Raw genomic sequence first — 24,802 nt, 5'->3', positions numbered from 1 at the left:
GAGGTGTTTTTATGGCTTTTTAAAAAATATACTGTACTGATAACTAGACCATCTGAAACGAGAATAGAGCGAATGAAAATCCCGTCTTCGCTACTAGTAAAATCAAGGCTTTCGAGAAATCGAAGGCCTTTTTTTATGGACTTTATTTCTTGGGTACAACATAGGTACAACACACTGTTAAAGTTTAAACTTTAACATTTTTCAGACTCATTTGGTGGCATTTAAAACTAAAAAGAACTCCTAAACGGAGCTCTTCAATAGATTTAATAGTATATAATATTCTTTATAGGTTACATACTAATACACTTCTCTACGATTCTATTCAATATAACATCATTTGAGAGGTCATTTTTAGATACGATTATATAGCAATTTTGGTTAGAACAAATAAAAAAGAGTAGTTAACCAACAAACTTTTATCACTACAATCAAACTGATAGAAAAGGAATAAGTAAAAAAGTTCTTCCGAAAGAAATTATGTTTATCACTAATTGTAAGTTATCAACTTATAAAAAAAACATAATCATTGAATATATCATAACGTCATACTTAAATGAAGTTTTAGAATTAATTGCAATTATACCTTTAAAATTCGCCTTCTAAACTCTGTAGGCGTACCACCTAGTACTTTTTTAAATGTTCGGTTAAAATGAGGTATATCTGTAAATCCAACTGCATAACATATTTCTGCTATACTCCTATCAGTTTCATTCAACATTTTACAGGCAGATTTCACTCTAAATTCGTTTAAAAATGTAATAAAAGTCATCCCTACTTCTCGTTTAAAAAAAATACAAAATGAAGATTTACTCATTTGCACAGTACTCGCAACTTCTTCTATGGTCATATGTCTTTGAAAATTATGCATGACATATCGGTGAATAAGATGCAATTTATTTGAAGAATTTTTTTTATGGATGGCATCACCAACTTCTCGATGTACATGAGCAGTAGTAGCAATAGCTTGCACAATCAATAATAACGAACTTAAACGCTCCAAATCGTTCTCCTTAACCATACGTCTTAAAAGGAATTGCACCTTTTCTATAGCCGCGAGTGATAACGACAATCCTGTACGAATATCTAAAAGTGTCCTAATACTTAACACACATTCCGGGAAATTAAGTGCTAGACGTTCCAGCACCTCTTTATGAATAATAAGTGTTATATTTTCTATTTTCCCTTCATCGTCTACTTTGTCTGCATCAAAAGACCAACAATGCGGAACATTGGAGGGGATAAAAATAACCTCTCCTTGAGAAAAACGTTCCATTTTATCCCCTATGACACGGGTTCCCTGTCCCTTCAAAATATACGATATTTCCAATTCTTCATGCTGATGAAATGCAATTTGATCCGATGGAGAAATGTGTACATGATCAAAGAAAAAAGAACTTGTTTCACTTTGAGGTATAATACTATATTTTAATTTTTTCATAAACTATAATTAAAAATAATACTATTGCAAAAATATACAACAATAATTAAAAAATAACCAACAATTAGAAACTTAGTCTCTTGAATACATTTGTGTGCATTAAAAGTTGTGGCAACTACCATTATTGTTGCATCCATTTGTAACCAATCATATCCAAGAAAAGGTTGCTTTATTTGTTTGAAACTGCTCTTGAAAAAGAGCAGTTATCACATCATATCCTATATAATTTGATATTAAGCTAATGAATAGACAAATTCGTTTACGATCCATTATCAATACCTTAGAGGAAAAGTTCTTCATTTCCTTTACGGACATCATCGAACGATTTTCGATATCCGAATTAGATTTAGAAAAGGATTGTGCTTTTTTATCGGAAAACCAAATTGCTTATAGCACAGCATCTGGTATTCATAAAATTCCCAATACCTCGAGCACTTATGAAGAACGCTATATTACACAGCAACAACAAAAAGAAATCATTGCCCAAAAAGTGATTCCTTTTTTATTCGATGGAGCTACCATCTTTATGGATTCCGGCAGTACAAATACCTTCATTGCTTCTCAAATACCAGATCATCTTCAGCTTCGTATCATTACCCATAATGTAGCATTAATTCCTATATTAGATACTAAATCAACTATTGAGGTATTATTAGTGGGAGGTACATACCATTCAGATACGCAAAGCATATTTAGTATGCAAACCATGGACGATGTATCTAATTATGTGGCAGATTTCTTTTTTTTAAGTCCTTGTGCTCTGGATAGTACCTACGGCATCACATCAACTCACAAAGAGGAGGCTAACTTAAAAAGAATGATGCGCTTGTTTGCAAAAAAAACAATTGTTACCGCTACTGCTGATAAACTGGGGACACAACAACCTTTTAAAGTTTGTGATATGGATGAAGTATTTGCCTTGATCACAGAACTCTCATCTGATAATATCGCTTTATTACCTTATACGGATCAAAATGCTCTCATCTATTAATTACAAATATAATCTCGCTCTATGAATTCACAGACAACCATATTTAAAGACACGAAGCAACACTTTGAAATATTAGACGGTTTACGAGGGGTGGCCGCTATTATTGTGGTATTATTTCATATACTTGAAATCTTTTCAAATGGAGACCATACAAAGCAATTATTGAATCACGGCTATTTAGCAGTAGATTTCTTCTTTATGCTCTCCGGTTTTGTAATTGCTCATGCCTATGATGATCGTTGGAACTCCATGAACTTAAAAAGCTTTTTTCAAAGACGTATCATCCGATTACAACCCATGATAATTTCGGGAATGACTTTAGGAGCACTCTTGTTTTATTTTAGTGATGCCGCCAATTTATTTCCTATAGTACACAATACCCCTGTGTGGAAAGTGATACTCATTATGATCTTAGGCTGGTTTTTAATTCCGGTACCACTTAGTATGGATATTAGAGGATGGCAAGAGATGTACCCTTTAAATGGTCCGGCATGGTCTCTATTTTTTGAATATATTGCCAACATCCTATACGCCTTAGTATTAAGAAAATTAAATAACAAGGTACTAACAGTACTTACATTGATTGCAGGCGGGCTATTAATTCATTTAGCATTTACTAGTAGTAGTGGAGATATTATTGGTGGTTGGTCTTTAAGCGTCGAACAACTTCATATTGGTTTTGCACGTTTATTATTTCCATTTCTAGCTGGTATTTTATTGTGTAGAACTGGACTCAAAAAAACTATATCTGGTAACTTCTTTGTGTGTGCCTTTTTATTAATAGCTGTACTTGTCTTTCCAAGATTGGGAGGTCACTCAGATTTATGGATGAATAGTTTGTATGATATCATAGCTATTGTTATTGTGTTTCCTATAATTCTGTTATTAGGGGCTAATAGTACCCATAAACCAACAACTACCTTGAAGCTATCTAAGTTCTTGGGAGACCTATCGTATCCGCTATATATAACCCACTTTCCTATTGTGTATGTGTTTTATGCCTGGGTAATAAACCACAACATTACTTTAGAAAATGCTTGGCCAACAGCCATCGCTGTTTTATTAATTTCTATTATAACTGCTTATGTTGCATTACAATACTTTGATATTCCCATAAGAAAATGGCTCACTAAAAAAATACTTCATTCTAAAACAAAATAACATGAATACTTAAAAATGTTATTAGCAGAACTGTACAATCCTCTTGACCAACAACTAGTAGAGAAACGTAAACTGTATTTTAAATATAAGACATCATACAATAACATTTCCTTAGATTCGGTTAAAAAAGATTATTTATTCTATCAAAAAACATACAAATCATTTCATATTTCATCAATTCCAATTTCTACTCCCCGTAGGAATGAATAAGATTAAAAGATTGAAACAATTTGAACAAATAATGAAACATAAGAACTAAATACTTTAGCATTAAAATCGGCTATTTTGCAATAAACTCTTTTAGTATTAAAAATAAAGATATTAACAAACCAACTTATGAAACTTCACCAACTCAATTTATCGCTAATATTTCTATTACTATTTGGGTTCATACATGCTCAAGATATAACCTCTTTTAACACCTCTTATTATGAAGGCGAAAACTACACAGCTAAATCTCCTAGCTGTACAGTGAGCACAACTAATTTTCCATATATAGGAACTGGTTATCTTGAAATGGGAAGCAACGGATCATTTGTAGAATGGGATAATATACGTAGTACCACCAAGGGAAATCACACGCTCTTAATTAAATATGCAAATGCAAGTGGTAAAAATCTTTCTTATCAACTAATTGTAAATGGCATCACTATAGATACTTTAACCTTTTCATCTCATTTTGATGACTGGAATTATTATTGGATGAAACGAGTTACTATCCCCTTACAAGCTGGTACTAATACAATCCAACTGAAATCAAACAGCTCAAATGGCCGTCTACACATAGACAATATTGCCATCTCCAATGACAATGGAATTTGCAGTCCTGATGGAAAACACTACGATGTAAAAAATTATGGTGCAAAAGGTGATGGAAAGACAAATGATACCGAAGCCATTCAAGCAGCCATTGATGCCTGTACTACTGGTGGTTCCGTAATACTGTCTAACGGAATTTTCATGTCGGGGCAAATAAAACTGAAATCGAACATGACCCTATGGATTGATGAATCTGCCGTATTGAAAGGCATACAAGATAATGCTCTTTATCCCTCAATCACTCAACATGCTGATAATGCAAATATTTGGTTAGACGGAGTTCTAGGCGGTGGTGGATGGGAGTTGAAAGAAGCTTTTGTATATGCAGAAGATGCAGACAATTTAATCATTACCGGTGGTGGTACCATTGATGGTAATGGAGATTGCTCCATTTGGGATCACACCAAAGATGAAATTCTAAGACCTATGGCCTTGTATGTTGCGTATTCCAAAAAAGTAAAAGTGGCTAATATAGACATCGTAAACAGTGCTATGTGGGACTTTGTGATTTTGGAATGTGATAGTGTACATGTAGACGGAATTAATATAAATACCTCTGCTTACGGAGTCAATAAAGATGGAATTGATATTTGTGATTCCCACCATGTAACCATTACCAATAGTACTATTTTATGTCAAGATGATGCCATTTGCCCTAAAAGCGGCTCCACAAAAGGGGTTGATCATATGACTATTAAAAATGTAACTATAAATGGCACCACAGGCAATAAAATAAAGTTTGGTACTTTAACTTACGGATCTTTCACTAATTGTTTACTTCAGGATATCGCTATCAATGGATCTGGAAGAGCAGGCCTATGCGCCATTTCTCTTCAGGGATTGGATGGAGCCGATTTCTCTAACATCACTTTTGATAGGATCAATCTACAAACTTCCGCTAATGCTTTTTTCCTATTACATTCTGCCGGAAAAAGAAGCCATAGACCTTCAGATGCGCCTGCAAAAATTGGGTCTATGAATACGATTACATTTTCTAATCTAGATTTCAGAAATATTACTGACCAAATTGGGAGTTGTATCAGCGGTATCAACTTAGATGGAAATATCCACAAAATAAAGAATGTTACTTTTGATAACGTAAAAGTTCATTCATTTAAAGGCGGAGCTACCACCATCCCAAATACACCCGGTGAGTACAAAGGAAACTATCCTGAATACAGTGTTTTCGGTATGCTTCCGGCTTGGGGATATTATATTAGATATGCAGAAGGTATCAATTTTGTAAACTGCAGTCAAACCGTAAGCCCAAAGGATGCAAGACCAGCTATTGTAAGAGAAAAATAAGTTTCTTAGAATCCTATTTCATCAAAAAACACTTATAGATTAAAAAATAATAAGTTGCTACTATAGTTTGATGAAATTGTTACTAATGAGAGAGCATAACGAACCTATCTATTCAAAAATATTGAAAGCATTATCTTACATGCTATCGAATAAAAAATAATCTCCAAGAGTACCTTTTCCCATAACAAATCTCTTGGAGGTATATAAAGATTTCTGCTACGCTCAACAAAGACTTTCTCTATTCTTATTAATACGAGGTCTTATAACCTTTCCATATTTTATTACACATTGCATAGGTAATAAAACTCAATCCGAATATTTGATACCTTAACGTAGTCGCGTATACATACCATGCACATATAACTCATATCTTTCTTAAACCAAGAAACTATAAGTACTACGCTTTTAATCTTCCCAAGCAGTTCTATACTTAAAGTAGTCATATCCTCTCAATTTTGCCATTCAACTATACGAAAAGTTACTCTACCGAAAATAGACGAATAGAATACAATGTTAGATCTACTTTTATAGTAAATCTATTAAATAAAAAATTATGAAAGCAGGTGTTATAATCCCATGGGAAAAAGTAAAAGATTCATTCAATACAAGTATAATAGAGCAATTTTTAACTACTGACGATGATTATGAATTATGCTTCGTTGTGCCATCAATTGCAAAAACGATTCCTTCTGAATTAAAAGCTTTTACAATTGACAACAATTTGAAGTCAAAAGTAAACATCATTTACAGATCTGAAAAAGATAGATCGAATGCATTTACAAAAGGCGTAAAATTTTTTAGTACCAAAAGCGACATCAGCTACATCTGTATTCTTGAGGAGTTTTCATTTTCTAATACAAAAGAACTGGAAGAGGAACTACAATTAACTTATAAAACGAAAAACATACCTTTACACTCCAGATTTTCTGTAAAACAGTTTCTTTTTAAATTTAGCTTAAACATGTTTTTATAAAAGATTATTAAGTTTACATTAAATAGATAAAAATCAAAAAGGGTTTTAATAGTTTTTGAGTATATTTAAGAAATTTCCCGTAAAATCTCATAAGAATTAACAACTAAAAACTCACTACTATGAAACTAAAACTACTTATTTTTACCTGCACCTCTTTAATTACGACAACCATATGTGCTCAAAAAATTGAGAACATTAAATTAGAAGATAAACTTCATAAACCCTATGAATTTTCTTCTATTGACAGTTACAGAGACACCATATATTTGATGTCAGAAACCTGTACTAGCTTTTTTAAAATTGACAAAGATTCAGGCAAGGAATTCCAAGAGATTTCATTTGCAAATCCTGATAGATCATATGACATTGAAGCCTATTGCAATTATGAAAATGGATTTTTCTTTGCTGATGAAACAGACAATTCTATCTATCACGTTAGTAACAAAAGCAATCTTTTATTACCACATAAATTATTGCGTATAGAATCCGAACAAAACAGAAATAGAGATTTTGGTATTGAAGGGCTATGTCTTAATCCAGAAAAAAATATTCTCTATGTAATTAAAGAATTTGGGAAAAATAAAACTTCAATTCTTTATTGTTATACTATCCTTCAAAAAGAAAACAGTGTAAGTTTAAAGTTAAAAAAACGTGTTGATATTTCTCTTGGAAATATGTATAGATATACAGATATTGCTTTTGATAGTCAAAAAAATAGCTTGTACTTATTACGAACAAAATTCAAGAATTATTCTATAGACGTAATATCGCTAAACGATCAAAGTGGACTTCCCGATAACAACAATTATAAATACAAAAATTTTATCTCCTATAATATCTCAAGCAAAATAAATAGCTATTTTGAAGAAGGATATAGCACCAATATGGAGGGAATTACCATTGATGAAACTGGTAAAATTTACCTTGTAAGTGATAACTATACAGGAAGAGATAGAACCTGTGAATCTGACGAACAAAGTGATCGAAAAACGCTATTATTGAAACTGACTCTATAGGCTATAGTTTATTTTGTAAGATTTAACTTCCTATTAAACATTTAAACACTTATAAATTGTATTAAAATTTCTGCTTTTCTTTTCTATTTGTTATATTTTAGTAACGAAAAAGAAAAAATCGCTATGAAAAAGAATCATTTTACTACCAATTTAAAAATTGGGGTATTTTTAATACCTCTTTTAATGTTTCAAACAACATTTTCACAAACTTCGAAAAAAGATTTAGTGGGCATACCCGATGATCAAAATCGAAATTGGTTAAATCAACTTGAAAATACTCAAGACTTAACCAACAAAATTGAACTCATAAAAGAAAAAATTCATACCGAATCAGAAGTTCCTGTAGATCGAGAAACTTCTAATAACTTTTGGGAAGATCAAGTTAAAAAAGATGATGACGTTCTTGCGGTAAGTCAAGAAGTGCTAAATGACAAACAAGAAAAGATAAAGGAATGTAATTGCAAAATGGAATTTAAAATGGTTGTAAAAGACCAAACTTATGATTTAGATTCTACGAAATATACATATACAAATCCTGTTCTAAATATGATAAAGGAATCTACTATAGATACTGTTCTTATAAAAAATAACTTTAAGAATAATTCATATCTTTCATCGGGACAATGTGGTATTATCTATCTTTATTCAACAAATAACAAGATTGCGAGAAAAATTAAGAAAAAACTTTAATTTCTCATTATTCATTTGGTGGACATTTAGATAATTTTACTACTTTAGAACTCTTAATTTATCTAAATACCCATTGTTAAAATGAAATCTCAAGGAATAATTTTGTTCCATGATACCAAATTGCTGGACAAAGCATTCGATAAATTTGATGATCAAGAATATAAAATCATTGAATTTGACACAGAAGAAATTACAAGTACTCGTCAGTTACATTTTGAATTAAAAAGCAAATTACATCTTCCGTCATATTATGAAGAAAATTTTGATTCATTAAAAGAATGCCTTCTCGAGTATGATATTGAAGATCCCGGAATCGTTCTTGTTTTTGAACATTTGGACTTAATACCATTTAAAAACATTTATGGTTTGCTGAATGTTTTGACAGAAGTAGCTAAAATTAAAGAAGAGGAAAATATCAACTTTACAGTTTTAGCCCAAGTGGATAATAAATATTTCAAACTTTACAAACCACTAGATCATCCAGAATATCTTTTCTGGAATGATAAAGAAAAAAAATAATCAAGATTACATTGTGTATTGCCTTTGCAACTATTTTATTTGCAAAGGCATTATTTTTTTATGGCACATAAACATTATAAACTCTTCAAACCTTACGGATATATAAGTCAAATTTCTTCCAATGATGAACGCCAACTTCGTAAAAAGAAATTTTTAAAGGATATTGAAACAATTCCAAAGGACGTTATGCCTATTGGTAGACTCGATGAGAAATCAGAAGGATTGCTACTACTTACTACAGACGGAAAATTAAGCAATACAGTAAACACCAGTGGAATTGAAAAAGAGTATTATGTATTAGTCGATGGAGCTATTACGCACGATCAGGTTCAAAAATTAAGAGAAGGCGTTTCAATTGGCCTTAACGGAAAAAAATATATAACAAAACCTTGCCAAGTTACTTTGCTTGAAACTTCGCCAGAACTTCCCGATAGAGGTAAAAAAATACGAGATGAGCGCCACGGCCCAACAACGTGGTTATCCATCATTATTACAGAAGGAAAGTTTAGACAAATTAGAAAAATGACTTCTGCAGTTGGTACTCCTACCTTAAGACTTGTAAGAGTTAGAATTGGTAATATTCTTTTAAAAAATTTGTTACCTGGTGAAGTGATCGCTATAGAAAAAGACAATATCTCATCAAACTTTTAAAGTTTTTACATTCTAAATATAGAAACTTAAATATCTTTGAGAAAATTAACATTCAAATCTTAAATATGAAGAAATTATTTTATCTCACTTCATCTTTACTTATCATAGCTTGTGGTGGATCAAAAGAAAGTAGCAATACCAAAAAAACTAAGACCTTTGAAGGTATAGGACATCCTGCTGATTTCGCAAAATCTATTACCCAAGAGGAATTAAAAGAAATGCTCTACACCTATGCTAGTGATGAGTTTGAAGGTAGAAATACTGGAGAAGAAGGTCAGAAAAAAGCAGTTAATTATATAAAAGATTATTATGTTAACCTAGGGATACCGGCAGCAAAGGGGAGTGAAAACTATTTTCAAACTGTACCGTTGATTCATGAAAGTGTTCCGTACGGATCTATACAGATAGGACGCGAAAAATACGAAATAGGAGAAGATTTTGTCATGTTTCAAGGTCCAAAAAAATTAGATACTGAAATATCAAATTTGGTGTATGTAGGTTATGGAATTGACACCGAAAACTATTCAGATTATAACAATCAAGAAGTTAAAGGAAAAATAGTGCTTGTTAAAAGTGGCGAACCTGTAAACAAAGACGGTTCTTATGTTATTAGCGGTACAAAAGAACCTGGAATTTGGTCAAATTTCAGAAAAGAAATTAGTGCCAAAGTTGAAATAGCTAAAGAAAAAGGAGCTGTAGGTTTTATCTATTATAATGAAGGTATTTACAAAGATCTTCAACGAGCTTTCAAGAGGATGAAAAACAGAAATGATGAATTAAAATTAAAAAGTTCTGATGATCATTTTGTAAGTCTTTATATTAATAAAAAAATTGCAACTTCACTTCTTAATTCTATTGAAAACGCTCCAGCTTTTACGCCTGTAGAAAAAACTATACGCATTAATATAGCATCAGATTCACAAAATATAAATTCAGAAAATGTAGTAGCCTACATAAAAGGTTCTGAAAAACCTGATGAATATATTGTAATTTCTGCTCACTTAGACCACATTGGAATGGACAAATCTGGTTTAGTTTATAATGGTGCAGATGATGATGGCTCTGGGACGGTTGCAGTTATGGAAATCGCCGAAGCTTTTAAACAAGCAGCTTTACAAGGAGAAGGTCCAAAAAGAAGTATTGTATTTCTCCACGTGACTGGAGAAGAAAAAGGATTGTTAGGCTCTGAATACTATTCGGAAAACCCTATATTTCCAATGGAACAAACCGTTGCTGACCTTAATATAGATATGATTGGTAGAACTGATCCAAAACGTAAAGGAAGCAGAAACTATGTGTATGTAATTGGTTCCGATAAGTTAAGTACTGAACTTCGTGAAATTTCCGAAGCCATGAATAAGGAATATACAAAAATGGAATTGGATTATAAGTACGATGACCCAGACGATCCAAATCGTTTTTACTACAGATCTGACCATTACAATTTTGCAAAGCATAACGTACCTATTATTTTCTATTTTAATGGTACACACGAGGATTATCACCAAGCTTCGGACACACCAGATAAGATTCAATATGATCTTTTATCTGAACGCGCTAAATTAGTTTTCCACACCGCTTGGCAATTGGCCAATCAAGAAAAAAGAATCGTTGCAGACAAAGCCGAAACACAGGAATAATTATCCTTGTCCTGAAAAGAAAAATGCCTTCATAAACATGAAGGCATTTTTTTGTATCTATACAAATACAACTTTTAATTCCATAAAAAAAGCCTTTCAAAAATCTGAAAGGCTTTTTGGGTGGAAGACCGGTCTCGAACCGGCGACCTTCGGAACCACAATCCGACGCTCTAACCAACTGAGCTACAACCACCGTGTCAATTGCGGATGCAAATATAGTAGATTTTATTTTATTTCACCAAACATATTTTAAAAAATATTTTAAATCAAATCGCTTATTTTATCTACGGTTATGTAACGTTCTGTAGTAAAGCCTTCTGCATATTTTACATTTGCAATTCTACCTAAATCTTCTGCTCTATATGTTAAGCTATCAAAGAAAGTTTTACTCGTTATGGGTGTTTCCGGCTCCTTACTATTCGGATCATAAAACTGAGATTTATAAGCTTTGATAGCTGCTATCTTTGTATCTAAAAATCCTGTAACGTCTACAATAAAATCTGGTCTGTCATCATACCACTGCATGTAATGATACACAACTTTTGGACGCCATTTTTCTTGGGCTTCACCGTCCAATTCAGTTTCTATCTTTTGTAACCCACTTAAAAAGCAAGCATCGCTTACCAAACTGCTCCCTTTTCCATGATCTATATGTCGATCTCGTTTCGCATTACAAATCACAATTTCAGGCTGATATTTACGTACCATCTTGATGATTTCTAACTGATGTATTTTATCGTTTACAAAAAATCCATCTGCCATTTTGAGGTTTTCACGCGCATGAACTCCCATAATTTTTGCTGCATTATCAGCCTCAATCATACGTAATTCTGCAGAACCTCTTGTTCCCAACTCTCCTTGGGTTAAATCTACAATCGCTACTTTCTTCCCAGCTGCAATTTCCTTGACTAAAGTACCAGCACACCCCAATTCAACATCATCTGGATGTGCTCCAAAAGCCAATATATCTACTTTCATGTGTTTTATTTTATTTTTTTAAATGCATTTTCAAGATCTGCTATAAGATCCTCAGTTTCTTCAATTCCCACAGAAAAGCGCAACAACTCATCTGATATTCCTTGTTTTAGTCGTTCTTCTCTTGGCATTGCTTGATGTGATGTTTTTGCAGGAGAAAGAATGGTACTTTCTATTCCGGCCAAACTCATGGAAGGTTTTATAATTTCCAGCGCTTCTACAAATGCTACTGAATCTAATCCTTCTTTTAACTCAAAGCTCATCATTCCCCCAAAACCACGCATTTGCTTTGTAGCTAATTCATAATCTTGGTGAGATTTCAATCCAGGATAATATACCTTTTCAATAGATTCATGCTGCTCCAAATATTCAGCTAAAACCAATGCATTTTCATTCTGTGCTTTCACCCGAATTCCTAGCGTTTTGATACTTCTTTCCAACAACCAAACCGTATAGTCACTCAAATTTGCGCCAATGTTCATTCCATAAGAATGAATGGTTGCCATCAATTCATTTGATGCACAAACGGCTCCCGCCAAAATATCGGAATGTCCTCCCATATATTTTGTAGCACTGTGAATCACTACATCAATTCCTAAATCATGTGGATTTTGATTTACTGGCGTTGCAAAGGTATTATCAATCATAGAAATTAATCCCTTATCCTTTGCTAAATCTGCCACCATTTGTACGTCTGTCAACGTTAACAACGGGTTGGATGGCGTTTCTATGAAAATAATCTTTGTTTTATCGGTAATAGCATTTTCAAAATCTGCTTTTGAAACACCCGGAGTCATAGTAAACTGAATCCCCATTTTGGTAAACACATTTGCTGTGAGGGCAAACGTTCCTCCATATAGTGATTTCTGAAAAACGACATGATCTCCCGGCTGTAAAAAAGCTAAAAGCGCCGTACTTACAGCTCCCATACCACTACCAAAAAGCAAAGCAGCTTCAGTATGCTCTAAAGCTGCTATTTTTTTGCAAAGTGCTTCCTGATTTGGTGTGTTGAAAGCTCTTGGATATCTCTTGGTTTCTACATTTTCATAAGCATACGAAGTACTCATAAATAATGGCGAAACGGCTCCTTTAAAAGGATCATTTTCTATTTCTCCGGCGTGAATACATGTTGTATTAAAGCCTTTGTATTTCATAATTAATTAAATTTCTGGTTCTTGTTGACTTAAGCAATGAAAACTTCCTAATCCCCAAATAATATCAGTAGAATCAATTCCTACTACTTCCCTATCCGGAAAATACTGTTGAAGAATTTCTAAAGCTTTTTCGTCGTTTTTGCATCTGTATGTTGGTACAATCACAGATTTATTAGCAATGTAAAAGTTTGCATAGGATGCAGGCAAACGAGTATCTTCATACACTACAGCATCTGGCATTGGCAATTCTACTATGTTTAATTGCTTCCCATCTTGCAAACGCATGGTTTTTAATTGTTTTAAATTATCTTGAAGCAATTGATAGTTTTCATCTGATTTGTTTTCTTCAACAACCGTAACAACTGTGTCTTCATTCACAAAACGAACGGTATCATCAATATGTCCATCGGTATCGTCACCAACAATTCCTTCTCCAACCCACAGAATGTGTTCTACTCCGTAATAATCAATTAAGAACTGTTCTATTTGAGCTTGATTTAAGTGTGGATTTCTATTTTCGTTTAACAAACAACAAGTGGATGTTAACAAGGTTCCTTTACCATTGAATTCAACAGAACCACCTTCCATCACAATTCCCGGATGAAAAACAGGGATATCTAACTCCTTCCCTATTCGAGTTGGAATCACATCATCTAAATCATACGGAGGATATTTATCTCCCCAAGCATTAAATCCCCAATCTACAATCACTTTCTTTTGCTCAGCAGTTGGATTGATTAAAAATGCAGGTCCATGATCGCGACACCAAGCATCGTTGGTTGGATTCATGAAAAAGTCAACTTTAGAAAGATCTACCGCTTGTTTTTCTAATTGTGAAATAGCAAACTGTTTTAAAGTCTCGTCTGCAACGTTGATACAAACACGTTCTCCTTTGGTCAATTCTTTAATAAATTGGGCGTACGGCTTGTAAATAGTATCTATTTTTCCCGGCCAGGAAGCTTCTTTATGCGGCCAGCTTAACCACGTTGCGCGATGCTTATAAAATTCTGCCGGAAAATAATATCCTAATTCTTTTGGTGTCATTCAAATAACTAATTAACTTTTATACCAAGTTCGTTTTCTATTTCTCTTCTTCGATTTTCTAATTTTTTTATCTTCTTTTTATCTTGATATTCCCAAGCAAAATGAGCTATAAAACAAACCAATGTGTAGAAAAAAGCTATTAGCAAAACCGTTTCAATGTATGAAAGTTCTAGAGCTTCCGCTAAACTTGGCTGCAAAGGTCCACTACCATTATACCCCGATCTTCCTTTATATTTTGCTCCAAGAAAACTAAATACTATACCCACTCCTATAATCTTGTAGATATTTTTCACAAAATATTTTCTTCCTTGTTCTGTGGTATAAATTTTTCCTTCTATAGCTAATAATTCCTTTTCCCTGTAATATCGAATTTCAGAATCCATAAAGATTAGTCTTCGTCTATAAAACGTTTGGTAATAGGTTGGTACGAATCAATTCTTCGATCTCTTAAGAAAGGCCAATGTGTTCTATATTGATCAGATTTCGCAGTATCTAATTCCACTACTGAAATTTCTTCATCTTCATGAGATGCTTGATACATAATACTTCCGAATGGATTGGCTACAAACGAACCTCCCCAAAATTTCATAGCGCCTTCTTGCTCAAAACCAACTCTGTTAACACTTACCACATGCACACCATTTGCCACTGCGTGACTACGTTGAATGGTTTGCCAAGCATTGTATTGCTCTACGTTGGTTTCTTTATCTTGAGAAGTTGCCCAACCAATAGCTGTTGGATAAAACAAGATTTCGGCTCCCATCAAAGAAGTAATTCTAGAAGCTTCAGGATACCATTGATCCCAACAAATTAGAACTCCCAGCGTAGCATATTTAGTTTTGAAAACTTTGTATCCTAAATCACCCGGAGTAAAATAAAATTTTTCATAGAACGCAGGATCATCTGGAATGTGCATTTTTCGGTATTTACCTAAATAGGTGCCATCTGCGTCTAAAACTGCTGTGGTATTATGATATAATCCTTGTGCTCTTTTTTCAAACAAAGAAGCAATGACTACAACATTATGTTCTTTGGCCACAGCCGACAATGCGTCTGTTGATGGCCCAGGAATGCTTTCCGCCAGTGAAAAATTATCATATTCTTCCACATCACAGAAATACAATGACGTAAACAACTCTTGCAAACAAATAATTTGAGCTCCTTTTTGTGCTGCTTCTTTTATTTTTTCAATAGCCTTGTCTAAATTCTGTTGCTTGTCTGCAACACAAGACATTTGTACAAGACCTACTTTTACTTTTGACATAGTTTTCTACTTAGCTTTTAATCCAATCTACAATTTCAGGATCTGTTGGTAATGTTCTTGGCTTAACTACTTTTACGAGTTCGCCTTTTTCGTTGATCAAATATTTCTGAAAATTCCATTCTACTTCAGAATCTTCTAAACCATTTTTTTTCTTTTGAGTTAGAAATTGATATACTTTGTGCATATCACTTCCTTTCACTGAAATTTTACTCATCATAGGAAAAGAAACACCATAATTTTCTTTACAGAATTGAGCTATTTCTTCATTGGTTCCTGGTTCTTGTGAAGCAAAATTATTTGCAGGAAAACCTACAATCACAAAATTATCTTCTTTATACATTTCATACAACGCTTCCAAATCTTCATACTGTGGCGTTAATCCACATTTTGAAGCGGTATTCACTATCATTACTTTCTTTCCTTTCAGTTTTGAAAAATCAAAAGGACGACCATAAAGATCTTCAACCTTGAACTGGTAAATGGTTTGTTTCTCTTGCGCAAATGTTGCCATACTTACAAGTAGAATCAATACTGTGAAAAAATTTTTCATGACTTTTTTATTTGAGTTTTGGGCTGCAATATTATACTATTCCCTGTTTGGTTGTACAACCTACAACACTTTTTTGAAAATCTTTATTAAATGAATTATAAAACTGAAAAAGTATATGTGTTCAGTCTTTAAAATTACAAAAATGATATAAAAAATCCCGCACTAGGCGGGATTCTCATTATTTCTTAAAGGTTACTTTGTAGCGCCAATAGGCAAAAACTACAAAAACCGTAATGCAACTCAGTGTTATCCAAACAAAAGTTGGTGTAATTATTTGGTGGCCGCTAGCATAACTATGTAATCCAGAGAGATAAAAATTCACTCCAAAATAGGTCATCATAATACTTGCATACGCATAAACTGCTGCTACATTGAAAGCAAATCTTCCTCGTAAACCAGGAACTAAACGCATGTGTACTACAAAAGCATAAACCATAATACTAATTAAAGCCCAGGTTTCTTTAGGATCCCAACCCCAGTAGCGTCCCCAGCTTTCATTTGCCCATTGACCTCCTAAAAAGTTCCCAATGGTAAGCATAGCCAAACCAACGGTCATTGCTAACTCATTGATAATGGTAAGCTCTTGAATGGCCAATTCTATTTTTGGTTTTGCCTTTTTTGTACCGATAATATACAGTAGCAATGTCACCAACCCTAATATGAAATTAAGGGTAAATGGACCATAACTTGCAACAATTACAGCAACGTGTACCATTAACCAATAACTATTCAATACTGGTTGAAGATTTCCTATTTCAGGATCTACCCAGTTACCTTGAGCAATCATTAAAATAATACAGGTAACAAAAACAGTAGCCGCAACCGTAAGGTCTGATTTTCTGTAAAACATTAAACCAATTCCCATAGTTGCCCAACCTACGTAAATCATACTTTCATAAGCATTACTCCAAGGAGCGTGACCCGAAATGTACCAACGAGCCGCTAAACCAGCCGTATGGATTAGGAAAAGGATGATGGTGGTTAATTTAAAGAAGGTCACAAAACCTCTTATCCATTTATTATCCTTGAAAATTTGAGTAATTAATAACACAAACAATACCGTACCAACCAACATGTAAAACAAGAATAGGAAACGGAAAACATTATACTTGTTATAGGTTAATTCTGCTTGTATTTCATCATCTGTCGGCATTACCTCTTTACCATAATTATGTTGATTCTTTTTAAAAGCTTCCAACATTTTATCGGCTTCAGAATAATCTCCATTAAGCTTTGATTGTCTAAGAATTGAAGTATAATATGGTAATGAGTTCTTTACAAAATTGGTATATAATGAATCTTGAATCACTTGTGGATTTCCCATAAAATCTGTTCTAGAAATCCATTTGTTATTTTCATCGTTTGGAATTGGATAGATTTTTAAAATTTCACCACTCAAAGCACGGTTCAACAATGCTAACTTTAAATCTACCTTTTTATATTCTTTCTCAAATTGATTTGGCGTATTGGTATTATAAGCGTCATCCAAAAATGGTTCTAACTTATAATTTCCACGTTCATCAAAAAAGTCGATTGCTTTTACATACTGAAGACCTTCTTCAACACCCAATACATGATGTAGACTATCATTTTCAATTTCAATAAAAATAAAAGGAACATGATACCATGGCGTAGGATTTTGCATCATGGATAACAATACTTGATTGGCATCCAAATCTTCGTATTTACTTTTCTCACTAAGTTTTCGCAATAATTCAGAACCAAAAGTATTCACAGGTTTCATACGCCCTCCATCATCCTGAATAACCAAAGCACCAAACTTAGCTGCATGCTCTTTATCCACCGTAGTAGCATGAATATTATTCATCACTTCTTGGTCTGTTGGCATTCTGAATTCATGCTCATGATCATCTCCCTCTACATGATTATGCGCATCTTGAGCCATCGATGGCAAAGAAATCATAAGCAGTAGTAGCATGGTCATAGACTTACGCTTTTTCATGACCTTTTTAAGTTTTTCACCTAAATCTTTGAAACGCGTTTTTCCTAAAAACATAATAGCCAACAATCCAGCATATAATAAATAATAACCAATATAGGTAATGGTAGTTCCCAAGGCATCATGGTTTACAGAAAGTATTGTTCCTTTTTCATCTGGCATAAACGATGACTGAAACAAACGATACCCCTTATAGTCTAAAATATGATTCATGTAAATATCATAGGCAAATGGCTTATCATCTTCCACGGTTACTTTACTCATATAAGAGGAATAACTTTTTTCAGTACCCGGATATTTTTCAGCAATAAAATCATCTAACTTCACGCTGAAAGGAAGATTTTGGCGAATAGACCCAAAAGATAAATGAAAATCAAGTCCTCCCAGATTTATAGTTTCAGGATCATTGATAACACCTTTTCCTCCCATCAACTTAACGTTTCTAGATTCACCATTGGTAGTTACCTTTACCTCTAGCATATCTTGATCGTTCTTTGTTACTTCTTGATCAGGTATTGGAACAATATCATAATTACCTCTTGTTAAACTATCTGGAATCACAAAACTCATTCCGGCAGCTTGATATAGCGATCTTAACATTAAAGGTTGAATGGTATCTTTTATCAATTCTCCTTTCATTTGGTCTGCCATTCTCATGAAAGTACCGTCAAACGGAGATTCAATAGTATACCCTTCTGCAGTGGTTCTAATATTTATAGCTCCTTTTGAAGGCTTGTTCAAAGAAAATATAATGTTATGAATATTGGCATCGGTACCATTTTTTAGAAAATGTTCATGACGCGTACCATCACCAGCTTCTACAATTTTTAAATACTCTTCACCATTTTCAGAAGTCACAAAACCTTCTTTTGCACCGTGTACAAAATCTACATATTCAACGGTAAAAGGTTGTCCGTTAAAATCGTACTTCCAAGTAAAATCATTATTTGCATATTCCGAAAACAAAAAGTCATCTTGCAACGGTTTTCTTCTGTCTTCTCCATTAATTTTTCCGTCAACAAAAACAGATAAATATGTTCTTTCTGAAAGATAAAAATCTGCAGTTTCACCTTCTCGCAGAGGTAAAACGCCTTCATCTCCTAAATAACGCGTTATACCGGCGCCAATGATGATAAACAGAAAAGACAAGTGTAGTAAAAGTACCGACCATTTTTCTTTTTTGTGCAAACGGTAGCGCACAATATTTCCCATAAAATTTATAGCAAAAAACACCATAATGGCTTCAAACCATAAGGTGTTGTAAATATAAATACGGGCAGTTTCAATATTATAAGAGTTCTCTACGAAGGTTCCTGTAGCCATGGAAATTGCAAAAACTACAAATAAAACAGCCATTAAACGTGTGGAGAACAAAACTTTGGAAAGTGGGTTTGACATTGTATGTTGTTACTTTTTGGTTAAAAAAGTAGCCATGAAATTACTTTTTATCATGGCTCATATTTCAATGTGCAAAAATAGGATGTTTTTGTGGTTTAGCTAGCGAAAAACTCTTAAAATTAGTCTTTAGCTTCTTCGTTTTTCTTACGATGCATATACATATCCATATGTATTGCACTTGCCATTTTGGTGGCTTTATTTTTTAGAAGCTCTGCATTTTCTCCTTTGAATTCAGAATCCAAGACAGACAACCAAATTTCTAACCAAGCTTTAAAATGGTTTTCATTCATGTTGTGATAGAAAAACTTATCTACGTTACGATGTTTCTCCATAGGATCGCCTTCGTAACCAGAATCAAAAAACAATTGTCCACACCAAAAGTCGGTCAAATGCGCCAAATGGGTTTCCCAATTACTTATCATTCCAGTGAAATAAGGTCCTAAAAACGCATCTTTACGGATGGCTTTGTAGAACGTGTTTACCAAAACTGCAACGTCTTCCCTATTGTTTATTTCGCGTTTTTCCATGATGCTAAGATACATATTCTTCTTATGAAAATTTTGATTTTTATCAGTATTTATAATTGTTTTGGTTCTCCTTAATAATTGTATTTTTGCCCTATGATATCAGTAAGTATTATAGGAGCGGGTAATGTAGCTTTTCATTTAAGTAAAGCTTTTTATCAAAGTGAAAGCATTCATTTACATCAAATTTATAGTAGAAGTCCATTAACCGAGCATTACAAAAATATTCAGGTTCCTATTTGCCATTCTTTGGAAGAACTTAAGGAAGCTGATGTGTATATAATTTCGGTTTCTGATGATGCTGTAATTGATATTGCTTCTCAACTTCCTTTTGAAAAGAAACTAGTAGTTCATACTACGGGAAGTGTAAGTCTCCAAGATTTACCATCAAAAAATAGAAGAGGTGTATTTTATCCACTACAGACTTTTTCAAAAAATAAAAAAGTAGCACTTTCCAAAGTCCCATTTTGTCTTGAGGCAGATGAAGAAAATGATCTTGAAACTTTAAAATCTTTGGCTACTGCAATTAGTCATTCTGTATACGAAATTGATTCAGAACAACGTAAAACCATTCATTTGGCTGCTGTTTTTGTGAGCAACTTTGTTAATCACATATATCATATAACGAAAGACATCAGTGATCAAAAAAATATTCCGTTTCAAATATTTCAACCATTAATGGAAGAAACGCTAGACAAACTTCAGTATTTATCACCACTAGAAGCACAAACAGGTCCGGCAAGACGAAATGACCAACAAACTATAGACAAACATCTATCGTTATTAGACAACGAAACTTATAAAAACTTATACCAACAATTTACAACTTCAATATTAAAAACTTATGAGCGAAAAGAGCTATAAAGAATACCTAAACCAAATTACCACCTTTGTTTTTGACGTAGACGGCGTACTTACAGATGGAAGCCTTTTAATTACTTCTGAAGGTGGATTACTTAGAAAAATGGATGTGAAAGATGGTTATGCATTGAAAAATGCTTTGAATCACGGCTATACAATTTGTATTATTTCTGGCGGAAATAATGAAGGTGTTCGCAAGCGTTTACGCGGATTGGGTATCACCGATATTTACATGGGAACGCTTCACAAAACGGAAAAATTAGACGAATTCTTAGATATCTATAACATAAACCCAGAAAACGTTTTGTACATGGGCGATGACATCCCAGATGTGCCGCCAATGCAAATGGTAGGTTTACCAGCTTGTCCACAAAATGCTGTAAAGGAAGTGAAAGACGTTGCCAAATATGTTTCTCACAAAAATGGTGGTGAAGGTTGTGTACGTGATGTTATTGAACAAGTAATGAAGGTTCAAGGGAAATGGCACAAAGATTTTGATGCTACTTTGTTCAACGGCCCAACTACCTAATTGCATGCAGTATTTAAAACTAGTTCGCTGGCCAAACCTGCTGATCATTTTGGTGACACAGGCTGTGTTTAAGTATTTTTTGATTGATTATTATTTTCAAGAAACGGCAATGACCAACTGGCAATTTTGGTTATTATCATTGGCTACTATTTGCATTGCAGCTGCCGGATACATCATAAACGATATTGAAGATGTGGATGCAGATATGATCAATAGACCAGATGCTGTAGTAATCAAAAAACATATTTCAGAAAAGGCTGCTTTCAACCTATTTCTTATTTTAAATTGCATAGGAATGATACTAGGTTTTTACCTTTCTTACGCAGTAGGCCAACCAAATTACGCCATCATTTTTGTATTTTCATCAGGATTGCTTTACCTCTATGCAACAAGATTTAAGAGTATCATCATTGTTTCCAATATCTTGATCTCACTTCTAACGGCCATAAGTATTTTGATGGTAGGTGTTTTTACAATTTTGCCAATTATGATTGCCAATGATGCCTACGTGGAAATGTCTAAATATATTTTCATACAGCTGCTTATTTATGCTGGTTTTGCATTTTTAATTAATTTTCTTCGAGAAATCGTTAAAGATGCAGAAGATATAGATGGTGATTACAATCAAGAAATACAAACCATTCCCATAGCCTTAGGATTAAAACGAACCGGAATTGTTGTTGCCATAGTAACTCTTGCTGTTGCCGCTAGTGTTTTTATTTTACTTTACACTCAACTTTATCGTTTCGACATCATTATTTACTACGGCATTCTTGCCATTTTAGCTCCACTAATCTTTATAGCTATCAAGGCATTTATGGCTTCTAAGAAAAAAGATTTTACCTTATTGAAACATCTTTTGAAAGGAGTTATGATTACAGGAATTGCTTCAGTTTACATCATTTTTCAATTTGTTTTAACTGCATAACCATGCTTGCCGAAATATTAAAAAATTATACCGTTGTTCTTGCTTCCAATTCTCCACGAAGACATCAATTTCTGAAAGATTTAGGAATCAATTTTGTAGTAAGAACAAAAGAGGTTGAAGAAATTTATCCTGAAAATTTACAAAAAGAGGAAATCACTTCGTATTTGGCAAAACTGAAAGCAGCATCTCAACAAAATGATTTAAAAGCAGAGGAAATTCTAATCACTTCCGATACCATTGTATGGCTGAAAAATAAAGCTTTAGGAAAACCGAAAGACTCCAAAGAAGCCTTTGAAATGATCAGTTCACTTTCGGGAAAAACTCATGAAGTCATCAGTTCTGTTTGTGTAACTTCTACCGAAAAGCAATTCATAGCAAATACTATAACAGAAGTAACTTTTAGAGAACTTACAGCAGAAGAAATTGATTTTTACATCACCAACTATAAACCTTTTGACAAAGCCGGCGCCTATGGAATTCAAGAATGGATTGGTTACGTAGGTATTACTTCCATCACCGGATCGTATAACAGTGTGGTGGGATTACCAACACATGAGTTATACCGATTATTGAAAGAGATTACGCAGTAATTTCAAATTATTATTAATCTGATATTCGAAAAATTAGCCCTTTAATCGTTCACTCAGTTCCTTGATTCTTTCTTTTCTTGCAATCAAATCTTGAATAGACGCTTCAAATGTTTTGGTTTTTGAAACCTTTGGGAATGTCAATTTTCCATTAGCTAGGGAATTGGCACACGTAATTTGAGCATAATTAAATATCAAAATGAGTTGTTGTAATCCTTCAGTATTTTTTAATTGAAAACCCAGTTTTTCGGCTGTTTTTGTATTGATGATATAACTCGTGCCGCGAATAATGATATCACTATCTGGTTGAACTTCATAGGTAGCAATTAATTGCAAAAGTCCTTCCAAATATTGTTGTAGAATAAAGCGCTTACGACTCGATTTCGGAATATCTTTAGGTATCGCAAAATAGTAATCAAACAATGTCCCTCCATGAATTTGAATCACTCCATTTTTTGGAGTTTCCGAAAGAAAAAATAGCGAATGGTATGTCAGCCGTCCTTGTTTCACCATGGATGGTGTATCTATAAAAGGTGCTAAAAGTGTAATTACGATAACGAAAATAACAAACGCTAGAAGCCAGAAAGACAATAACCAAGCTAACAAAAAACCTACTGCCACACAAAGTAATGCAATGCTGGCTATAGTTAGTTGAAATTTGAGTTGTTCTTTCTTATTTTTTTGATAAAAAGGATGATTCATTCTTAATATATGCTTTTGAAAAAACTAGCTAGTTACCTAGTTTTTTATCAAACTCACTACTCTGTTGTATGCTATTTCTCCCAAGTTCCAAGTATAGCCGTCAAAATTGGTGGTATTCACAAATTGAACTACTACAGCATCTAAATCTTTATGATATTTTGCAATACTTTGATACCCTACCACAAGCCCAGTATGTTCATACTTGTACAAATCATTATAAATAGCCTGCTCACCCGCTTTAAAAACCGTTCCTTCGTTCAAAGCTCTTATAAACTTTCCAACATCTTCAGCAGTTGCTAAGAGAGAACAGTAATTATTGGTTTTGGTATCTTCTTCAAAACCTACGTAATATCCGCTCATTACATCATCTAGATTTACTGTATTGATAGATTCATATGTATGATGCAGTTCTAATGGTTCTAGAATTTCTTGTTTAAAATAAGCGAAACGAGACATTCCTGTAACCTTTTCTATAAGCATGCTTAAGAGTAAATAATTGACATTGCTATACTCGTAATCTGCATCGGGTTCAAAAGAAGCTGGTTGATCCCAAATTAACTTCAAGGTTTCTTGTTTGTCCTTTGGAGGATGTTCCCAAAATGCTTGGGAATTGGTATAGTTAGGAATTCCGCTTCGATGTTGTACCAAAAGGCGAATAGGAGCTTTGTCTGCGTTAGCAATATGATTTTTGTATTCAGGAAAATAATCAGCTACGGTTTTGTTGAGATCAATACTCCCGGCATTGGTCAACTTGGCGATACTCACAGCTACATATAATTTTCCTATACTAGCAATTTTGAAAAGTGCATCCGGTTTTGCTGGAATTTTTTGTGCTCGATTGTGAAAACCTGCAGTATAGGTTTTTGGATCTTTTCCTTTTTGATCTATATAAACAATCATTCCATCAAAATGTTGGGCAACTGATTGATTAACTTCTTCCTGTACAGTTGTCGGCAGCGGTTGAAAATAAGCCCATAGAATAGTCCATGGAACAAAAAACAAGGAGATAGCCGTTCCTATGAATAGAACAATCCTAAAGATGGTTTTACTACGTTTAACTGGCATTTGGAGTTTATTTAATTCCGATAAAGATATCTAACTTTTTAGAATATGTATAAAAAAA

Annotated in this window: 24 protein-coding genes and 1 tRNA gene; 13 read left to right on the top strand and 12 right to left on the bottom strand. The window is 33.5% G+C overall.

Features of this window, described 5'->3' with window-relative positions; all coding sequences use genetic code 11:
• Positions 1-577 precede the first annotated feature (577 nt).
• Entirely contained in the window at positions 578-1,438 is an 861-nt protein-coding gene (locus BM383_RS11220; protein WP_093025224.1) for an AraC family transcriptional regulator, read from the bottom strand.
• A 241-nt stretch (positions 1,439-1,679) separates the two neighbouring features.
• On the opposite strand from BM383_RS11220, the gene BM383_RS11215 reads away from it, so the two are divergent.
• From BM383_RS11215 to BM383_RS11175, 9 genes are all read left to right on the top strand, one after another.
• Positions 1,680-2,429, top strand: a complete 750-nt coding sequence (locus BM383_RS11215) for a DeoR/GlpR family DNA-binding transcription regulator (protein ID WP_093025223.1) — start codon at positions 1,680-1,682, stop codon at positions 2,427-2,429.
• A gap of 21 nt (positions 2,430-2,450) precedes the next feature.
• Positions 2,451-3,590 carry an acyltransferase family protein gene (locus tag BM383_RS11210; protein ID WP_093025222.1) on the top strand — a complete coding sequence of 380 codons (1,140 nt, stop codon included), beginning with the start codon at positions 2,451-2,453 and terminating at the stop codon, positions 3,588-3,590.
• Positions 3,591-3,926: 336 nt separating this feature from the next.
• Positions 3,927-5,714, top strand: a complete 1,788-nt coding sequence (locus tag BM383_RS11205; RefSeq protein ID WP_093025221.1) for a glycosyl hydrolase family 28 protein — start codon at positions 3,927-3,929, stop codon at positions 5,712-5,714.
• Between the two features lie 553 nt (positions 5,715-6,267).
• On the top strand, positions 6,268-6,687 hold the full coding sequence (locus BM383_RS11200; protein WP_093025220.1) for a hypothetical protein: 420 nt from the start codon (positions 6,268-6,270) through the stop codon (positions 6,685-6,687).
• A 119-nt stretch (positions 6,688-6,806) separates the two neighbouring features.
• Positions 6,807-7,703 carry an esterase-like activity of phytase family protein gene (locus tag BM383_RS11195; RefSeq protein ID WP_093025219.1) on the top strand — a complete coding sequence of 299 codons (897 nt, stop codon included), beginning with the start codon at positions 6,807-6,809 and terminating at the stop codon, positions 7,701-7,703.
• A 123-nt stretch (positions 7,704-7,826) separates the two neighbouring features.
• Entirely contained in the window at positions 7,827-8,393 is a 567-nt protein-coding gene (locus BM383_RS11190; protein ID WP_093025218.1) for a hypothetical protein, read from the top strand.
• A gap of 81 nt (positions 8,394-8,474) precedes the next feature.
• The gene (locus BM383_RS11185; protein ID WP_093025217.1) at positions 8,475-8,912 is read left to right on the top strand and encodes a barstar family protein; all 438 of its coding nucleotides are present in this window, start codon (positions 8,475-8,477) and stop codon (positions 8,910-8,912) included.
• 60 nt (positions 8,913-8,972) lie between these two features.
• The gene (locus BM383_RS11180; protein WP_093025216.1) at positions 8,973-9,563 is read left to right on the top strand and encodes a pseudouridine synthase; all 591 of its coding nucleotides are present in this window, start codon (positions 8,973-8,975) and stop codon (positions 9,561-9,563) included.
• 65 nt (positions 9,564-9,628) lie between these two features.
• Complete coding sequence (locus BM383_RS11175; RefSeq protein ID WP_093025215.1) at positions 9,629-11,203, top strand: M28 family peptidase; 1,575 nt, start codon at positions 9,629-9,631, stop codon at positions 11,201-11,203.
• Positions 11,204-11,321: 118 nt separating this feature from the next.
• Here the strand turns inward: BM383_RS11175 and BM383_RS11170 are convergent.
• The 9 genes from BM383_RS11170 to BM383_RS11130 form a co-directional block, all read right to left on the bottom strand.
• Positions 11,322-11,397: transfer RNA gene (locus BM383_RS11170), tRNA-His, on the bottom strand.
• Between the two features lie 67 nt (positions 11,398-11,464).
• Positions 11,465-12,181 carry a bacillithiol biosynthesis deacetylase BshB1 gene (gene bshB1, locus BM383_RS11165; protein WP_093025214.1) on the bottom strand — a complete coding sequence of 239 codons (717 nt, stop codon included), beginning with the start codon at positions 12,179-12,181 and terminating at the stop codon, positions 11,465-11,467.
• A gap of 5 nt (positions 12,182-12,186) precedes the next feature.
• On the bottom strand, positions 12,187-13,332 hold the full coding sequence (locus BM383_RS11160) for a trans-sulfuration enzyme family protein (RefSeq protein WP_093025213.1): 1,146 nt from the start codon (positions 13,330-13,332) through the stop codon (positions 12,187-12,189).
• A gap of 6 nt (positions 13,333-13,338) precedes the next feature.
• Positions 13,339-14,376: an agmatine deiminase family protein gene (locus BM383_RS11155; RefSeq protein ID WP_093025212.1), complete on the bottom strand. Its 1,038-nt coding sequence runs from the start codon at positions 14,374-14,376 to the stop codon at positions 13,339-13,341.
• A gap of 8 nt (positions 14,377-14,384) precedes the next feature.
• Positions 14,385-14,759 carry a hypothetical protein gene (locus BM383_RS11150; RefSeq protein WP_093025211.1) on the bottom strand — a complete coding sequence of 125 codons (375 nt, stop codon included), beginning with the start codon at positions 14,757-14,759 and terminating at the stop codon, positions 14,385-14,387.
• A 5-nt stretch (positions 14,760-14,764) separates the two neighbouring features.
• On the bottom strand, positions 14,765-15,640 hold the full coding sequence (locus tag BM383_RS11145) for a carbon-nitrogen hydrolase (protein WP_093025210.1): 876 nt from the start codon (positions 15,638-15,640) through the stop codon (positions 14,765-14,767).
• 10 nt (positions 15,641-15,650) lie between these two features.
• A complete protein-coding gene (locus BM383_RS11140; RefSeq protein ID WP_093025209.1) occupies positions 15,651-16,190 on the bottom strand; it encodes a glutathione peroxidase in 540 nt (179 codons plus the stop codon).
• Positions 16,191-16,368: 178 nt separating this feature from the next.
• Positions 16,369-19,548 carry a cytochrome c biogenesis protein gene (gene ccsA, locus BM383_RS11135; RefSeq protein ID WP_093025208.1) on the bottom strand — a complete coding sequence of 1,060 codons (3,180 nt, stop codon included), beginning with the start codon at positions 19,546-19,548 and terminating at the stop codon, positions 16,369-16,371.
• Positions 19,549-19,667: 119 nt separating this feature from the next.
• Positions 19,668-20,075 carry a group III truncated hemoglobin gene (locus tag BM383_RS11130; RefSeq protein ID WP_093025207.1) on the bottom strand — a complete coding sequence of 136 codons (408 nt, stop codon included), beginning with the start codon at positions 20,073-20,075 and terminating at the stop codon, positions 19,668-19,670.
• 93 nt (positions 20,076-20,168) lie between these two features.
• Here BM383_RS11130 and BM383_RS11125 point away from each other — a divergent pair, with 93 nt between their 5' ends.
• Genes BM383_RS11125 through BM383_RS11110 form a run of 4 tightly spaced genes read left to right on the top strand, consistent with a single transcriptional unit; the run spans position 20,169 to position 22,980 of the window.
• Positions 20,169-20,936 (top strand): Rossmann-like and DUF2520 domain-containing protein, encoded by a 768-nt coding sequence (locus tag BM383_RS11125; protein ID WP_093025206.1) that lies wholly within the window; start codon positions 20,169-20,171, stop codon positions 20,934-20,936.
• Positions 20,917-21,462 carry a KdsC family phosphatase gene (locus BM383_RS11120; protein ID WP_093025205.1) on the top strand — a complete coding sequence of 182 codons (546 nt, stop codon included), beginning with the start codon at positions 20,917-20,919 and terminating at the stop codon, positions 21,460-21,462. The genes BM383_RS11125 and BM383_RS11120 overlap by 20 nt, the downstream gene beginning before the upstream one ends.
• A 4-nt stretch (positions 21,463-21,466) precedes the next feature.
• Positions 21,467-22,390 carry a geranylgeranylglycerol-phosphate geranylgeranyltransferase gene (locus tag BM383_RS11115; protein ID WP_177229110.1) on the top strand — a complete coding sequence of 308 codons (924 nt, stop codon included), beginning with the start codon at positions 21,467-21,469 and terminating at the stop codon, positions 22,388-22,390.
• Positions 22,391-22,392: 2 nt separating this feature from the next.
• A complete protein-coding gene (locus BM383_RS11110) occupies positions 22,393-22,980 on the top strand; it encodes a Maf family nucleotide pyrophosphatase (protein WP_093025203.1) in 588 nt (195 codons plus the stop codon).
• A gap of 33 nt (positions 22,981-23,013) precedes the next feature.
• Here the strand turns inward: BM383_RS11110 and BM383_RS11105 are convergent, their stop codons facing one another.
• Together BM383_RS11105 and BM383_RS11100 are read right to left on the bottom strand one after the other, a co-directional pair.
• Positions 23,014-23,679: a hypothetical protein gene (locus BM383_RS11105; protein ID WP_093025202.1), complete on the bottom strand. Its 666-nt coding sequence runs from the start codon at positions 23,677-23,679 to the stop codon at positions 23,014-23,016.
• Between the two features lie 36 nt (positions 23,680-23,715).
• Complete coding sequence (locus BM383_RS11100) at positions 23,716-24,744, bottom strand: serine hydrolase domain-containing protein (RefSeq protein WP_093025201.1); 1,029 nt, start codon at positions 24,742-24,744, stop codon at positions 23,716-23,718.
• Positions 24,745-24,802 lie beyond the last annotated feature (58 nt).

This window comes from Pustulibacterium marinum, from assembly GCF_900116665.1.
GTDB lineage: Bacteria > Bacteroidota > Bacteroidia > Flavobacteriales > Flavobacteriaceae > Pustulibacterium > Pustulibacterium marinum.
Note: the sequence above shows the minus strand (reverse complement) of the source record. Positions and strands in the feature narration are given on the sequence as shown.

Bases quoted from the DNA above. Each gene is read 5' to 3' on its own strand.
- BM383_RS11220 (WP_093025224.1), bottom strand. From the start codon at position 1,438: ATGAAAAAATTAAAATATAGTATTATACCTCAAAGTGAAACAAGTTCT.
- BM383_RS11215 (WP_093025223.1), top strand. From the start codon at position 1,680: ATGAATAGACAAATTCGTTTACGATCCATTATCAATACCTTAGAGGAA.
- BM383_RS11210 (WP_093025222.1), top strand. From the start codon at position 2,451: ATGAATTCACAGACAACCATATTTAAAGACACGAAGCAACACTTTGAA.
- BM383_RS11205 (WP_093025221.1), top strand. From the start codon at position 3,927: ATGAAACTTCACCAACTCAATTTATCGCTAATATTTCTATTACTATTT.
- BM383_RS11200 (WP_093025220.1), top strand. From the start codon at position 6,268: ATGAAAGCAGGTGTTATAATCCCATGGGAAAAAGTAAAAGATTCATTC.
- BM383_RS11195 (WP_093025219.1), top strand. From the start codon at position 6,807: ATGAAACTAAAACTACTTATTTTTACCTGCACCTCTTTAATTACGACA.
- BM383_RS11190 (WP_093025218.1), top strand. From the start codon at position 7,827: ATGAAAAAGAATCATTTTACTACCAATTTAAAAATTGGGGTATTTTTA.
- BM383_RS11185 (WP_093025217.1), top strand. From the start codon at position 8,475: ATGAAATCTCAAGGAATAATTTTGTTCCATGATACCAAATTGCTGGAC.
- BM383_RS11180 (WP_093025216.1), top strand. From the start codon at position 8,973: ATGGCACATAAACATTATAAACTCTTCAAACCTTACGGATATATAAGT.
- BM383_RS11175 (WP_093025215.1), top strand. From the start codon at position 9,629: ATGAAGAAATTATTTTATCTCACTTCATCTTTACTTATCATAGCTTGT.
- bshB1 (WP_093025214.1), bottom strand. From the start codon at position 12,181: ATGAAAGTAGATATATTGGCTTTTGGAGCACATCCAGATGATGTTGAA.
- BM383_RS11160 (WP_093025213.1), bottom strand. From the start codon at position 13,332: ATGAAATACAAAGGCTTTAATACAACATGTATTCACGCCGGAGAAATA.
- BM383_RS11155 (WP_093025212.1), bottom strand. From the start codon at position 14,376: ATGACACCAAAAGAATTAGGATATTATTTTCCGGCAGAATTTTATAAG.
- BM383_RS11150 (WP_093025211.1), bottom strand. From the start codon at position 14,759: ATGGATTCTGAAATTCGATATTACAGGGAAAAGGAATTATTAGCTATA.
- BM383_RS11145 (WP_093025210.1), bottom strand. From the start codon at position 15,640: ATGTCAAAAGTAAAAGTAGGTCTTGTACAAATGTCTTGTGTTGCAGAC.
- BM383_RS11140 (WP_093025209.1), bottom strand. From the start codon at position 16,190: ATGAAAAATTTTTTCACAGTATTGATTCTACTTGTAAGTATGGCAACA.
- ccsA (WP_093025208.1), bottom strand. From the start codon at position 19,548: ATGTCAAACCCACTTTCCAAAGTTTTGTTCTCCACACGTTTAATGGCT.
- BM383_RS11130 (WP_093025207.1), bottom strand. From the start codon at position 20,075: ATGGAAAAACGCGAAATAAACAATAGGGAAGACGTTGCAGTTTTGGTA.
- BM383_RS11125 (WP_093025206.1), top strand. From the start codon at position 20,169: ATGATATCAGTAAGTATTATAGGAGCGGGTAATGTAGCTTTTCATTTA.
- BM383_RS11120 (WP_093025205.1), top strand. From the start codon at position 20,917: ATGAGCGAAAAGAGCTATAAAGAATACCTAAACCAAATTACCACCTTT.
- BM383_RS11115 (WP_177229110.1), top strand. From the start codon at position 21,467: ATGCAGTATTTAAAACTAGTTCGCTGGCCAAACCTGCTGATCATTTTG.
- BM383_RS11110 (WP_093025203.1), top strand. From the start codon at position 22,393: ATGCTTGCCGAAATATTAAAAAATTATACCGTTGTTCTTGCTTCCAAT.
- BM383_RS11105 (WP_093025202.1), bottom strand. From the start codon at position 23,679: ATGAATCATCCTTTTTATCAAAAAAATAAGAAAGAACAACTCAAATTT.
- BM383_RS11100 (WP_093025201.1), bottom strand. From the start codon at position 24,744: ATGCCAGTTAAACGTAGTAAAACCATCTTTAGGATTGTTCTATTCATA.